The sequence below is a fragment of the Thiolapillus sp. genome, assembly GCF_048562965.1.
GTDB classification, from domain to species: Bacteria; Pseudomonadota; Gammaproteobacteria; order Chromatiales; family Chromatiaceae; genus Thiolapillus; species Thiolapillus brandeum_A.
This window is the reverse complement of record NZ_JBHNMF010000006.1, coordinates 15,168-29,011: the sequence shown is the minus strand read 5'-3', so window position 1 is coordinate 29,011 and position 13,844 is coordinate 15,168. Positions and strand designations below refer to the sequence as shown.

The window sequence follows — 13,844 nt, the reverse complement described above, 5'->3', positions numbered from 1 at the left end:
GGTAAAGGACGGCGGGCGATCGTACAACTGTTTGATCTGTTTCGTGGTGACCGGTGAGTCTTCAACCCGCTCCTTCTGATTGGATGGTGATGAATCTGACTTCATGAAACTCACCGATGATTACCTGCGGACCGATCTGGCACTTCGCCGGGCAGCGCATATTCCACCTGCTCATACATCGGGAACGCCGTCGTATAACCGGGCACCGGTGCGCCGGCCTCGCCGGCCAGATGCGGGAAGATGTACATCACCAGCGTCGGGTTGGGCAGGCGTGGAAACAGCACATCGATCTCATTGAAGGCATCGCGTGTGTAGCCCTGCAGCGCCCCCTCACCCGTGACGATGGGACGGTGGCCCAACTCGCCACGAACGACCTGCGGATCCCGTGCATTCATCTCATGCACATGTTCCTCATAGATGGCTTTCATCGAAGGGCCATCCTGGGGAAGAATCGTCTCTTTGGTGCTGGCACAACCGGCCAGTGCCAGACTAATCAAGCCGAGCGCGGCGATAAGGGTCGATGGATTGTTCATGGGTCAGTTTCCTGCCGGTGGTATCGAAATCAATGGGAAGTTCGCGGTCGACGTGGATGGCGATGCGCACGCCGGCCGGGACGAAGACGGCATCGAAGCTCTGGGACATACGCTCCAGCAGCCACTTCGAGACCTCATCACTGCCACTGGATATCGTCTTGCCCAGTACAAAACGTCCGGTATCGCCAGTGACACTGCTGGTGACACTACCCGCATTGCTCACCACCGACGTCGTCTGTGCATTGGCCGCCGCTTCCGCCGCGGCCTGAATGGCCGTCACGCCGATACGCTGACTCAGAAACGCCGGGGCATTGGTCTTGCGCTCGCCCGTGATGCAGGGAATGCCCTGTTCATCGGAGATCCAGCCCAGCGGTTTGGCCGCGCCGCCTCCCTGGGCACCCTGCTTGTCACCGGAGATGGTCCGGATGGTGCCGTCCTCAAAGACGAAGGTGACCGAATCGAGACGACCAGTCACACACGAAAGCGTCCAGTCACCGATGGCAGTGCCGCTCCACACCATGCCTTGTACACCGGGCACCGTGAGGCCGTTCGCGGCCAGGTTATCCGCCCCGGTAATCACCTTGAAGGGCATGGGGTCACGCACCTGACCCTGTACCGGTACCCGACCGACCAGGGCCGTCATGGCGGTCGAGCCGATCAAGGTGGCATTACGGGGGACCGTATAGACGGGATGGACGGTACTGATTTTCTGCGTGATTTTTCCAGTCTCTTCACTTGCCGACGCCAACGCGCCGCCGGTGGACTGGCCCACCCGGTGTAAGAGGCTATTGCCGTTGGCCGCTAACGTAGCATCTTCGACCCCATCCAGCGGTTCGATCCAGATCAGACTGTCAGCCGGTGTACCCCCCTCCCCGACGCCATCAAGTCCCAATCCAACTGGAATGTCACTTCCCCCTTGGATAGGCGTGGATTGGGAAAGGGACTGCGACAATGCATCCACACGCGCGGTCAGAGATGAGAGCACGCCCGCATCGATGCGGTCACGCGCATCCCGATCCTTTTCACGGGAGAGCAGCTCACGCTTGACCTTGGTCGCGACGTTCTCCTCGATCTGACGACGATCGGCCAGCAGCTCGCGATTCTCTTTGCGCAACTGGTCATTGTCCTTGCGTAAGGCTTGTACTTCCGTAGTCATCGCTGCGACGTTGGCTGTCAGCGTCTTGATGGTATCGGCAGGACTGTCCGCATCCGGCGCGGGCGCCTGGGGTACGGTCTCCATTACGAGTGCATCTTCCTGTTCCACGGAGCAGGTTTTCATCGTGACGAAAATCAGCATCAACACGACAGCGCCGGCAAGCAGAGGTAGGAGTCGATTCGAGGTTGCAATCGCCATGTAACCCCCTAGTGCGAGACTTCAAACGGCCGGGCCGAGATCAGGTAGACGGCCGTGGTGTCGGCTTCATCACCTTTGGGAAACAAACGATGATGCTGCAAGGTTGCTGTCAGCCAAGTGCCGCGCAGGTTACGCGGGTCCAGAATTAGCGACTGTTCAGATTGGTTGGTGAGCTTGACTGCCGTGATGTAGAGACCCTTGGCGCGCCATGCCACCAGCGGGATCGCCTCGACCGTACCGCCATGGTACAAATCGACGGGATCACGGCTGACCGGGACACGCACGATACCCGGCCGGTCTTTGACCAGGCGCGCCGGAGCATACAGCTGCTGGGCGGCAAAGCGGGTCAGCTGAATATAATCGAGCTGTCCCTGTTCAGATTCATGCCCGCCAATCGCCGGATCATTCTCACTGCCTTGACCGCCTGCCACATAGATTTGAATCGGATGACCTGGTCCACCTTCTTTTGTGGCCGTGACATCGAACAGGTAGATGCGCCCACTATCGAGTTCGCGCACCATGAGTCGGTTGGAACCGAAGGCCGCATGCGCCAACAGATAGACCACTCCGTTGACACTTTGCGTACGCAGCACACCCTGAACAGGGGCCGGCACACCGACTTTCACCGCAGCCGGGAATTCAATCCGCTGTTCCTGACCGACCACCAGTTCCAGTCGGATCGGTGCTTTCTTCCACTCGATCCGCTCTGGCGTGTTCGTCTCTGCGTGGACAAACGACTGCATCAGGAGCAGCGCCACACTCAGCCAGGTAACCAGAGCAGAATGGATTGATGGTTTTTTTCGCATAGGTGGCTCCTGCTATTTCTCTTGTTTGGCATCTGCACCGAGTTCAGACGCTTCCAGCCGACGTGGCCCCTCACTCGCAAAGCCATCCAGCGCCAGCCCCCAGGGATTCGCTTCCGGGTCGACGGCGAGACTGACCACCCGCAAGGGATAGCGAATGGCGGTTTTCTTCACCGTCATGCCTTTCACTGACTCCGCAAGTTCGAGATCCAGCCAAACCACCCATACCCCGGGTGCGAGCACGTCGACCCGGCGTTCTTGGTATCCGTGTCCGGCGATTTCATGCACGCCCCGAACGCGATAGGCCAGTTCACCCTGCCGACCTTTCTGTTCCAGATCGGCCATGAGTTCCGCCCGGTAACGCGGGGTGACATAGGGAGAAATCCGGAAGATGGCCTTGCCATAGTCCTTTGCTCCGTCATTGGGCCAGCGATTGAGCTGCTGGAAGATGTAATAGGCAAAGGCATACACATTGGCCGCTGGTACTTCATTGACGGCGAGCGTCGCCCCCGAGCGCAGATCTGGCGGTACATGCACAGTCAATTGCTTCGGCGCCTGACTCCAGCCAAACCAGAGGGCCAGAATCACCACGAACTGGAGACCGATCACCACCCACAGTGAACGCAGGTGGGCGCGAACGTTATCGATCTCGGTGCGGTAACGTCGCATACCGTGTTCTCCCGATATCCCAGGCGCCACTGCGCCGGATGAACGGCGAGCGGCGCAGACCATGGTCCGACAACCAGATAGCAATTTGCTGCTGGTAATAGCCATCCGGTCGGCCGCGCTTTAGTCGCTGGAACAGCCCCGCCATAACGATGACGGTTCCCACGACGCCGACGCCGGCCATGCCGAAACCCATGGTGACCGCGCCCATCAAACCCGCCAGGAGGAGGCTAACGGGTAACCAGATGAGCGCGGCCACACCCACGATGATGCCCAGTTCGGACGACGAACAGCCCTTGAAGATCGCCGGCTCCACATTGAGCCGGTCGGCTAGAATGTCGTCACGATCCGACATCGATTAGATAACGCCCGCGGCTTCCGTGAGCAGGTAGCTGGCAAAGATCAGTACGATCGCACCAACGATGCCGAGCACACCCACTTCGGCCCATTCGGCCTTGCCCTGGCGAGCCTCGTTGAACTTGGCGAAACCGAGATAGGCGATCCACAGGAAGCCCAGCACAGCGATCGCCAGCCCCAGGACCAGACCACCATCCTTGATGTAACCCGAAATGAGCCCAATCCAGTCACCGGCCGCTGGCGCGGTACTGGGTGCCACCGGGGTCGGCAATGCCGCCAATACCGACTGGCTTGCTGTAACTGCGAGCAACCCAGCTGCGGTTACCACCTTTTTTACTGCTTTCTTCATCATTACTTTCTCCGAGGTAACGGGGTTGCCCCCTGTTATGAATACCGGGGAATCCCCCGAACGCCTGCGGCAATGACCGTCGGCCACTACCGCAGATAAAAACCCAACACCATGAGCACGATGCTGGCGCGCAACGTTGCCCAAATCACATCGAACAAAACCACCTGCCCGTTCTGCCAGGCACGGAAGGTGCCCAGCGTGACCCAAATGACCCAGATGAAGGCCAGCACCAGCACGACCGATGCGATACCGGTCAGCAGCGTCGCCGGTGTAAAACCGGAACCCGCTTGAAATGCCGTGTTCTGGGCCGCCGTCATGATCGGCCATCACCGGCGGTAATCGCCGCGCAGTGGTGGGAAGGTCCGGGGTTCTGAACGCGGGGCATCGATGTGCTCCTGGATCCCGAGTCGAATACGATCGAGATCCTGGCGCAGCCAGTCATACCGGAAGCGAACACGGGCATCCGGATTAGCTTGAGAAGCCGCTTCCGTGATCAGTGGATCAATGGCCTGAAGTTCGTGGATGATCCTGGCCAGCGCTGCCCGTTCGCCGTCTGCATCGGCGACGGCAAACTGAACCGGCAAAGCTGCACCAAGCAAGCCGGCAATTAGAACCTGGGTAATTCGCATCGATGTCCTCCCCGTGTTACGCATGAAGCGCAGGATGGAGGATTGGGGGAGGACTAGCTATGGGAAATCAAATCATAAAGTGTCGTGGTTAATCGCACCCTTTATCTATTTCATATTCCGTTAACAGCTCCTTGAAAAATGCTGCAAAAGTCATTTTTCTATGCTGCATGGCGGCATTCAGTCCCAAATCTGTGCGCTGTAAATATCGTCATAACTATTAACCTTGACCGGCTGAACGCCTACGCCTTTTAAGAAAAATAGTTTCCCCGAGCCGTCCTTTTCGTTGGTGTGGACATACCATGCCTTTTTTGACCTATAAGGGAATTTCTTGAAATAGCGTGCACGCTCAATCAAAAGCCATCTGAAAAACACTTCATTTTCTTCCAGTGCCAAGCCAAATATGAGCAAGGGCGAGTTGAATATGATATGCACCCATGTATTCTTACCCGCCCAGTTATCCGTGCTTTTTCCGGAAAACAGCCTGCGATCCTTGCCCCTATGAAGCCAAGCGCGGGCTCTACCTACCGAGCCCATATAATGCGAAAGACCAAGGCGAATGCTACGGTGATAGTGCTCCATACCGTTGATATGCCATATCCCAAAGCCATCACATGGGTTTGTCAGTGGATTATTATTATCTCCGTAATAGCTTGTCCATGGGTAGTAATCGGTAAATCCCTTTGCGGTTGTTCGTAGGAGCTCACATTCTACGGCATTGCCCAGTGCATTCTCGAAATTAGTGGTCAGGATCGGTGCTCTAGCATCCTTGGCCCATTTTGCAATATGGCGGTGATGGTCCCGAGGCTTCCATCCAGCCATGATTTCGCAAAAATCCTTTTGTAAGCTTAGTCCGGATATCTTTGATCCGGATTTGAGCTCCAGCACATCATAAAATTCCGTTAGCGAAATACCAGCTGGGATGTTTCCTGCTCCGGTGTGATACTTCCGGGCAAGCTTGCGCAGCAGTGCTTCCCAGGAATTGCTAGTTGAGCTGGAGTCATAGCGGTTGATGCCATTACCAATAATCAGAGCAATATCGGAGCTGTTGCGATTTATAAGAGATCTCATATCCATAAAATCAAGTCCAACATAGATATGGTCTGCCATTCAAGAGCATTTTGATATATGACGTGGCCTAGACCTGTGCCAGCGAGTATTTCATATCCATTGAGTTAGGAGCCAACGAGGCTCCTAACAACCCAGACTAGGTTTTCACCGCTGGTGACGACTTGAAAGGGGATATTGGCTCCCACTTCATGGATTACCTCTCAACTAGGACGTTGAGATTTCCATTTCCATCTTGGCAGAACCATGGACCAGCCATGTACCGATTGGATGCCGCCACCGCTTGCGCCTGTAGACCACGCCCACTGTGTCGCCAGTGGATTACGCCAAGGGAGCTCCTTGGATGCATATGATTCCTGCGCAAATAATGTTACGATTCATGTGGTTAATAATAAGGATCATGGACAGATTCAGCCTAAGGGAACGACGATGAGCCTCCTGGATAATATCCTAAAATGGACACAGACACTCCCCAATTGGCAGCGTGATACTGCACGTCGATTGTTGCAGCGCGAAGAAGGGTTGTCTGATGAAGATTATGCCGAACTTTATTCTCTGCTTAAGGCTGAGCATGGCCTGCCTAATCCAGACAACCTGATCCCCGAACCACTGGCAGCTAGTCATTTGCCTACTAGCATTCAAACCGGCCAGACCGTGATCTTGAAGGAGATCAGTAATTTAACCTATGTAAACCGCATTGCGTCGGATCAACCCCTAGCTTTTTCACAAACGGGAATGACAGTCATTTATGGCGGGAATGGCTCGGGAAAATCGGGATATGTCCGGGTGATGAAACAGGCCTGCCGCTGCCGTGACCAATCAGAAAGGGTTTATCCAAACGCCAATGATGTGGCATCGACGCATAAAACCCCGACAGCAAGATTCAAAATAGAAAATAATGGCAATACCCATAAAATCGATTGGGAGCAGGATTGTGTACCCGATGAACTGCTTTCGAGCATATCTGTATTTGATTCTCGTTGTGCCAGATCATATCTCACGGCTGAGCAGGATGTTGCCTATCTGCCCTATGGTTTGGATATTGTAGAAAATATGGCAAGGGATGTTATTCCTGAATTGGAGCGCCGCCTTTCGGCAGAAATCAGTGCCATTGATACAAATACCTACGTCTTTAATCATCTGACAGGTGAAACCAAGGTAGGCGCGCTCATCTCAAAGCTTAGCGCCAGAACCAACCCTAAAACCGTTGAGGCGCTTGCCACTTTATCGGACGAAGAAGAAAAAAGGATTGATGCACTAGGTAAGGCACTCGCAGAATCTGATCCAATCACCAAAGCAGGTGATCTCAAGCGGTTTGTATCACGGCTAAAAACTCTGTCTGATAATATTAAAAAAGTAAGCCTGTGGGTTAATGCTGATGCAGTCACAAGATTAAAAAAACTTGATGATGAGGTGGTCACGGCAGAGCTAGCAGAAAAAAATGCTGCGATTGCTCTCCAATCAGGTGAGGAATTATTGCCTGGAACGGGTGAGCCACTATGGAAGGCTTTGTTTGAGGCGGCCAGAAAATATTCAACTGAGGCCGCATATCCAGAACATGAGTTTCCCCATACCGCTGATGATGCGCTGTGTCCTTTATGCCAATCACCACTGGATGAGGCAGGAGAGAGGCTAAAACGCTTTGAGCAATATATAAAAGATGATGTTGCCAAAACCGCCAGTGAAAAGCGGGCGAATTTAGCTGCTATCCGCAAGAAAATAGAAAATGCCAATCTCAAAGTTGCCCTGGATCAGGAATTATCTGATGAAATAGATCAACTTGATGGCGATATAGTGCAGGCTATAAAAGAATATCAAGCCAGCATTGATGCAAAAAGACAATGGATGCTTAGCGCTCTTGATAGCCATGACTGGGATAATCCACCTAATCTGTCAGATAGCCCGTATCAGATCCTGCGTAAATTAGCAGCTCAAAAGCTCCGCGAAGCACGCACCTTCCTAAAAGCAGCGGACGCGGATCATAAAAAAAAGCTGGAGCAGGAATATGACGAACTGGTTGCACGGAAGAATTTACAAAAATCACTACAGGCCGTGATTGATCTGATCGAGCGTATGAAAAAAGTCGCGGCGCTCAAGAAATGCAAGAATGATCTTAAAACAAAACCTATCTCTGATAAATCCAAAGAATTTGCTAGTGAGGCAATAACAAAAGAGCTTAAAGCGGCTCTAGATCGAGAACTTTCAAATCTTGAAGTCGGCCACATAAAAACCAAGCTCAAAGAAAGAAATGTTAAGGGGAAGATATTTCATCAGCTTTTATTGGAGATGCCGACCAATCGCAATATTGATGAGATATTAAGTGAGGGTGAGCAGCGCGCTATTGCTCTTGGAGCATTTTTAGCCGAGCTGTCTTTAGCAGATCATTCCTGCGGGATAGTGTTTGATGACCCAGTATCATCGCTTGATCACTGGCGCAGGCAACATGTTGCTCGCCGTTTGGTAGAAGAAGCAAAAAAGCGGCAAGTAATCATCTTTACCCATGACACATCATTTCTTGGTCAACTCCGTGACGAGATTGATAGCAAGAAACTGGATCACAAGATCTGTTTCCTGGAATGGAAGGGGCAATATGCCGGTAATGTCTGTAATGGCCTTCCATGGGGACATTCCAGCTATAAGGAGCGCATTGACGCTCTTGAGAAAATGCATAAAAACCTAGTAAAAAAGCCCTGGCCGCAGTATCCCAATGAAGAAGATGCCGCTGATATGCTCAAAGCATATGATCGCATGCGTGCGGCTATCGAGCGCGTAATTCAAGATGTAGTTTTTAATGGCGTGGTCAGACGTTATCGGGATTGGATCAATATTGGTAGCCTCAAGGGTGTTGTTGGGTTTGATGATACGGAGTGCGACGAGATTAACAGGCTCTACCAACGCTGCAATGATCTGGTCGATGCTCATGATCCGTCTTCTGACAAAAACGTTACCGTCCCCACTGTCACCGAGCTAGGCAAGGATATCGAAGACCTCAAAACTGTCATCGAAACCATCCAAAACCGCAGAAAAGCAAGTAAAACCACGACACCGTGATTACGGTAGGTGTATACATCGATACATCACCGTCAGCATGAATAGATCAGACATCCCTTAAGAATTGCTTCCATTGGTTATCAGGATCTTAAAGATATTTCTTAAATGTACTTGCCGTGACCGCCACCGTCAGCGCAAACAGAGTAGCGAAAGGCAGGATGACGAAGCTTGGATGCAGACTGAACGGCAAGGCGAGATAAGTTACCCAGGTCAGGATGACCAGCGGGAGCGCAGCCTTCTTTGCATAGTGGTAGACAAAGGAACTCTCCCTGCCACCACCCCATCGGCGCAGATCACGCTGGACCAACCCGTCAACGAGCGCAACCAGACTGAACAGCAGGAAGATCGGCATCGCGAGTGTGAGGATTGCCAAGCGCACCGAGAACACCTGGGTCACCTGCATCATGGCGATGACGTACTTTGCTATGGGCCGGTAGATCTTGTGCAGCGTTGGCCGGATACCCTGCTCATGCTTCAGCGGTGACGGCGACACCCATTGGATGAAATCCACAAACCGCGTCATCTCGAAAAGGTAGTGGTAGGAATTATCGGCGAACCGTTTGGCGAATCGTGCCGGATCGGAGGTCACAACACTGCGTCGAAAATCGTTATCGAGATAACTGATCTCGGTGGCCAACATGGTACGGCTGTGATCGATCCCTTGATCCGGCCACCAGAGCACCATGCCGGCCCATTCAACGATGATCGAAAATACCAGTGAGAGCAGCAGCCACTGGATGATTTTGGCTGTACCGGTCAGACCTTTGGAAATCAGCCCTTGCTGCACCACCCGCCGACGTGGATCGGCAACAGCCTCAGCCATCAGAAGCCTCCGGTTCTAACTCGGGATCGCTGACATCCGGCGCGGCTCCCCACCACGGCTCCTGAACCCGGTACCAGTGATCGTTGGTGATGTAGGTTCGCTCCATTTCGTTGGCGATCTCGGTCAGCGTTTCCGGCATGTCGGCGTCGGTGGCCGGCAGGGGCATACGGATCTTCCAGAGTTGCCCGCCTTCCAGGAGTGCGAAGGCCTGCCCCTTGGGCAGCGTGATCAATTCGGCCGGTGTGAGCATCGGGACTTCTGAAACGCTGATCCGATCCTCGTTGCGCGAGCTGAAGTCGATTCCGGAACCCGGATCTGAGGAATCGTTGACCCCGGAGACGCTCATCAAGGTGAACACCTCGACCTTCGGTAGCTGGTTGGTGAGCATCTCGGCCGTCGCCAGCTCCTTCACCCGAAGCATGATCATCGTATTGAAGTTACCGGCCACCTGCCCGGCTTTCGCCCGATTCCCAATGCGTGCCTCCACGTCCGACCAGGTCTGGGTGTAGGCCGTGACCTGAAAGCCGGCCCCACCGGCCTTGTTCAATAACGGGACGAACTCGTCACCGATCAGTTCGTTGAACTCATCGGCGTGCATGGAAATCGTCGGTGGCGTATCAATGGCCTCACCCTCCACGCCATGCTTGTAGATGTGCCCGGCCACCGACACCAGATCGGCGAACATGGAATTGCCTACCGCACTGGCCACCGTGGTATCGGTTAGGGCATCCAGTCCGACGTAGACGATGCCCTTGCGCCTGATCACGTCCATCCACTCGAAGATGGGCCGGGTATCCTGCTCATCCAGATAGTCCGGCGAGATCAGTTCGGCGATATTGCCCGTGGTCAGCTTCTCCATCAGCGGGCCGACGGAGCTGACGATCTTGTCGAAGTAGGTCTTGTCGTACTTGAAGGCGGATACCAGCCCATCGAGGACCGGATCGTAGAGGTCCTGCGCCTGCAGATGACGCATCAGAGCGATGGCTTCTTTATTGCGGCCTCGCAGTGCCGCCGGCAGGTTGCGTTCCGAGATCTTGCTTGCCAGCTCCTCCACCTGCTCCTTCCAGTCCTCGGCGCCATGCACATCCAGATGGGACCGGGCATACTCCATGAACAGGGGTTCGATGTCGTTGATGTAACGCCGCACCTGTTGATAGTCCGGACGCCGACCCAGCGCAACCAGTGCCCGGGCGATGATATTGACGAAGCGCCAGGCGAATTCCTTGAAGGCGGCCGAGTTGCCTTCGCTGGGCAACTGGTTGGCGATGCGAGTCGCGACCTCGGTGATGCGTGAGAAATTACCGATGGCATTGTAGCGGGCCGAGACCTGCGGGAATCCCAGATGGAACATGTAGAAGTCCTTGGTCCGTCCGGCCCGTTTGGCCTCGGCATAGACGCGTCGCAACAAACCCGCATCCCCCTTGGGATCGAAGACGATCACCACGTCTCCGCGGCGGATGTCCTGGGTGATCAGAATCTCGGCCAGCCGAGTCTTGCCGACACGGGTAGTTCCCAAGACCAGTGTGTGCCCCACCCGCTCGCCGATGTCCATCCACACGTCCTGCTCGTCCGGCTCGACGGCATGCAGGGCCGGTTTGCCCCCAACGGCCGGCAAAGGGGCCAGCGGATTCCACCAGGCCCGGCCCCGGAGCAACCGCGCCAGCAAACTCAGGATCGGGACCGATTCCCAGGCAACCTCCTTGCGGCGCGCCCATTGATACAGGGTGCCCGGCTGGACGTATCGCTGGACCTCCGGCCGGATGGTATCGCGCAGGCGCTGGGTGTGTTTCTGAGTCCAGCGAAAGCCCCGGCCCAGAAAGAGCTTGCGGCGACTGAGGGGGATCTTGCGCGATCGTACTTTATATATAGGCAGTCGGCGCATGTTGCGCTGGTAGCGCAGCACCCGCCAGGCCTGCCGGCCGCGGATCAGGCCGATCAGGCCCAGTACAGCGCCAGCGCCATAGGCGACACCCGGCGGCATCATCAGCGCCCACGGGGCCAGTATGGCGATGGCTGCTGTGGCGAAGGCCACCCACATCGACCACAGCTCGACCGGGGGCCGCAGCAGGGCCTCGATAGGATGGGTACTCATTGCTCGATCCCGTGTGCCGAGATCAGTACCGGATAATGCGAGACGCCCAGAGCCTTCGCGATATCGCTGCCTGACGCTGGCAGGATGGACAGACCATCGGCCAGCCTGGCAATACCTCGCAGATCTTCCATCGTCTCGGCCTGCACCAGCATCCCGACCGCTCCTATTTCTTTCAACCGCTCGCGGTGCGCCTGCAACCATTGCCGGGATCGCGACTCGGAACCGATCAGAAAGAACGGTCGCGTGAAGGGTCGATCGTGCGCACGCGCCTGCACCGGACCCGGTGTCAGGCCGGGCGATTGGATGGGCAACCAGGCTTTCGGATCGGCGGCACCGAGTGATGGTTTTGCCGGGGGCGGGCTTTGCGGCGGCAGGCCGTCTGCCGATTCAAAAACCTCGGAAAACGGTGCGATGGGCTGAGTATGGCCACTGTCATAGATCACGGTCAGCTCGGCCCGGGCCATGACAGGCACCAGCAGGCAACCCATGACCATGACCTTCCTGCAATAAAGACTGAATCGGCCCATCGTGTTATCCCGCCTGTACGATACGCTGCCAGTGGGAGACGACACGGCGACGGTACCGGTCGGCCCGGTGGGTGTCCGTCGGTGCGTGATAGCAACCCACACTGGCCCACCAGTCCTGTCGCGTGGCATAACAGCTCAGCAGAATCCCGGCACCGACACGCAGGTTATGATAGGGATCGAACGCCTGCCACGGTGTCCCGAGCCGATCCTGGTGATAACGCCAGTTGACCTGCATCAGGCCGACATCGATGGAACGCTTCCCCTCTTTCAGATACGCCGTCAATGCCCGCCAGGCCGCTTGCCGGGAATTGAAGAAGTAACCCCGCCCGGCAACGTTCAATGTCCAGGGCCAGGGCCGGACGACGCCGGCCTGTCCCGTCGGCTTACCACTTTCGGTGAGTGCCACAGCGAACAGAACGCTCTGGGGGATGCCCTGCTCAGCCGCAATCATGCGATAACCCGCCGGCACGGATTCGTCCGCCCTGCTCATGGCAGGAAGCATCAGGACGGCAAATACCATCGGCCAGCCGAAAACTCGCATCAACGCCACCCTGGTCTACAGATCCGCAACCGGGAGCCTTGAGACGTGCTCGCCCCGCCGCCGCAATACGGATGGGACTTCACCTTGCCCCTGGGTCAGTTTGTCGAGGGCGCCGCCCTCATGATTGAGGGTGATGCGCCGGCTGCGTACCCAATCGGGATTGATCTTGTGCGTTGTAGCCCAGTCACGCACCGCAGCATCATCGCCCTTGTCCACATCGGTGAGATAGATATCGATACCGCTGACTTCATCGATCCGTTTTAATAACTTTTTCAGCAGCAGATCGCAGGCCGGACAATCCGGGCGTGTAAAGAACAACAGACGGTCCCCGGACTGAAAGGGGGTTTTCACATCACGCTTTCCCGGCAACCGGCTTACGTCGATCAGAGACACATTCGGATACAGGCGCTTGGCTGCGGCGTCGTAGGCGCGCTGGAACGCAAGGATACGACCGGCGTCTTCATACATCGCGCGCGCCCACACTTCGGCATACCGCTGTCGCTCCGCGTCATCGCGCGCATGAATACCCAACACCTCGATGGGTGATATGGTCGATGGGCTTATGCTCCCGCGAATGCCCTGCATCAACTGTTTGTAACGGCGCCACTCCGTCTCCGACAAACCCCATAGACGGGCATGCGCCAGATCCGTGACAGATAAGACGTTCGTGGCTTTGTGCGAGCTATCCTGCCCGGTATCCTTGATCTGGGTATGTGACAACTCGGCGGCCATCACGGTATTCGACGCGAGAAGGACACCCAGAAGAACAACCCGTTTCCATTGTCTATTCATCGGTGCATGCTCCTTCACAGGTGTTGGCCTTCGGTACTGCCTGGTCTTTCTGGCCGATATAGGGCACCGTCAGATCCCGGTACATATCGGACTTGCCAGACCGACACTTACGCATATCCTGCGTAGCACGCACTGAATCCGGCACAGCCTGCATGGCAGATACCGTCATGCTTGGGGGTTCAACATCATCACGCTTGTCTGCGGTGGCGGATCCCAGTGCAAAACCGCCGAAGAGCAACAACACGGCCAATACGATTTCCAT

16 protein-coding genes are annotated in these 13,844 nt (G+C 55.5%); 1 reads left to right on the top strand and 15 read right to left on the bottom strand.

The genetic code is table 11. From position 1 onward, the window contains the following. Positions 1 to 110: 110 nt before the first annotated feature. The 9 genes from ACOCD2_RS00980 to ACOCD2_RS00940 all read right to left on the bottom strand — a co-directional run bounded on the left by ACOCD2_RS00980 (position 111) and on the right by ACOCD2_RS00940 (position 5,798). Entirely contained in the window at positions 111 to 533 is a 423-nt protein-coding gene (locus ACOCD2_RS00980) for a TIGR03751 family conjugal transfer lipoprotein (RefSeq protein ID WP_419625549.1), read from the bottom strand. Then, the gene (locus tag ACOCD2_RS00975) at positions 490 to 1,830 is read right to left on the bottom strand and encodes a TIGR03752 family integrating conjugative element protein (protein ID WP_293714764.1); all 1,341 of its coding nucleotides are present in this window, start codon (positions 1,828 to 1,830) and stop codon (positions 490 to 492) included. The genes ACOCD2_RS00980 and ACOCD2_RS00975 overlap by 44 nt, the downstream gene beginning before the upstream one ends. A gap of 65 nt (positions 1,831 to 1,895) precedes the next feature. Beyond that, entirely contained in the window at positions 1,896 to 2,693 is a 798-nt protein-coding gene (locus ACOCD2_RS00970) for a TIGR03749 family integrating conjugative element protein (RefSeq protein WP_293714723.1), read from the bottom strand. Positions 2,694 to 2,705: 12 nt separating this feature from the next. Then, positions 2,706 to 3,359 carry a PFL_4703 family integrating conjugative element protein gene (locus ACOCD2_RS00965; RefSeq protein ID WP_293714724.1) on the bottom strand — a complete coding sequence of 218 codons (654 nt, stop codon included), beginning with the start codon at positions 3,357 to 3,359 and terminating at the stop codon, positions 2,706 to 2,708. Then, on the bottom strand, positions 3,331 to 3,711 hold the full coding sequence (locus ACOCD2_RS00960) for a TIGR03750 family conjugal transfer protein (protein WP_293688214.1): 381 nt from the start codon (positions 3,709 to 3,711) through the stop codon (positions 3,331 to 3,333). The genes ACOCD2_RS00965 and ACOCD2_RS00960 overlap by 29 nt, the downstream gene beginning before the upstream one ends. Positions 3,712 to 3,714: 3 nt before the next feature. Beyond that, a complete protein-coding gene (locus ACOCD2_RS00955; RefSeq protein WP_293714725.1) occupies positions 3,715 to 4,065 on the bottom strand; it encodes a TIGR03745 family integrating conjugative element membrane protein in 351 nt (116 codons plus the stop codon). Between the two features lie 83 nt (positions 4,066 to 4,148). Further along, positions 4,149 to 4,379 (bottom strand): TIGR03758 family integrating conjugative element protein, encoded by a 231-nt coding sequence (locus tag ACOCD2_RS00950; RefSeq protein ID WP_293688220.1) that lies wholly within the window; start codon positions 4,377 to 4,379, stop codon positions 4,149 to 4,151. A gap of 9 nt (positions 4,380 to 4,388) precedes the next feature. Further along, the gene (locus tag ACOCD2_RS00945) at positions 4,389 to 4,691 is read right to left on the bottom strand and encodes an RAQPRD family integrative conjugative element protein (protein ID WP_293714727.1); all 303 of its coding nucleotides are present in this window, start codon (positions 4,689 to 4,691) and stop codon (positions 4,389 to 4,391) included. Between the two features lie 177 nt (positions 4,692 to 4,868). Continuing rightward, positions 4,869 to 5,798, bottom strand: coding sequence for a hypothetical protein (locus ACOCD2_RS00940; protein WP_293714728.1), 930 nt, complete (start codon positions 5,796 to 5,798; stop codon positions 4,869 to 4,871). Between the two features lie 387 nt (positions 5,799 to 6,185). Here ACOCD2_RS00940 and ACOCD2_RS00935 point away from each other — a divergent pair, with 387 nt between their 5' ends. After that, complete coding sequence (locus tag ACOCD2_RS00935; protein ID WP_419619031.1) at positions 6,186 to 8,807, top strand: AAA family ATPase; 2,622 nt, start codon at positions 6,186 to 6,188, stop codon at positions 8,805 to 8,807. Positions 8,808 to 8,895: 88 nt separating this feature from the next. Here ACOCD2_RS00935 and ACOCD2_RS00930 read toward each other — a convergent pair whose 3' ends face one another. From ACOCD2_RS00930 to ACOCD2_RS00905, 6 genes are all read right to left on the bottom strand, one after another. Next, the gene (locus ACOCD2_RS00930) at positions 8,896 to 9,630 is read right to left on the bottom strand and encodes a TIGR03747 family integrating conjugative element membrane protein (RefSeq protein WP_293714732.1); all 735 of its coding nucleotides are present in this window, start codon (positions 9,628 to 9,630) and stop codon (positions 8,896 to 8,898) included. Then, positions 9,623 to 11,722, bottom strand: coding sequence for a type IV conjugative transfer system coupling protein TraD (gene traD / locus ACOCD2_RS00925; protein ID WP_293714734.1), 2,100 nt, complete (start codon positions 11,720 to 11,722; stop codon positions 9,623 to 9,625). Before traD ends, ACOCD2_RS00930 begins: the two co-directional genes overlap by 8 nt. After that, a complete protein-coding gene (locus ACOCD2_RS00920) occupies positions 11,719 to 12,249 on the bottom strand; it encodes an integrating conjugative element protein (protein ID WP_293714736.1) in 531 nt (176 codons plus the stop codon). The genes traD and ACOCD2_RS00920 overlap by 4 nt, the downstream gene beginning before the upstream one ends. Positions 12,250 to 12,253: 4 nt before the next feature. Next, positions 12,254 to 12,739: a transglycosylase SLT domain-containing protein gene (locus ACOCD2_RS00915; protein ID WP_419625547.1), complete on the bottom strand. Its 486-nt coding sequence runs from the start codon at positions 12,737 to 12,739 to the stop codon at positions 12,254 to 12,256. 66 nt (positions 12,740 to 12,805) lie between these two features. Then, positions 12,806 to 13,582, bottom strand: a complete 777-nt coding sequence (locus tag ACOCD2_RS00910) for a TIGR03759 family integrating conjugative element protein (RefSeq protein WP_293714740.1) — start codon at positions 13,580 to 13,582, stop codon at positions 12,806 to 12,808. Further along, positions 13,575 to 13,844, bottom strand: a complete 270-nt coding sequence (locus ACOCD2_RS00905; protein WP_293714742.1) for a hypothetical protein — start codon at positions 13,842 to 13,844, stop codon at positions 13,575 to 13,577. Before ACOCD2_RS00905 ends, ACOCD2_RS00910 begins: the two co-directional genes overlap by 8 nt.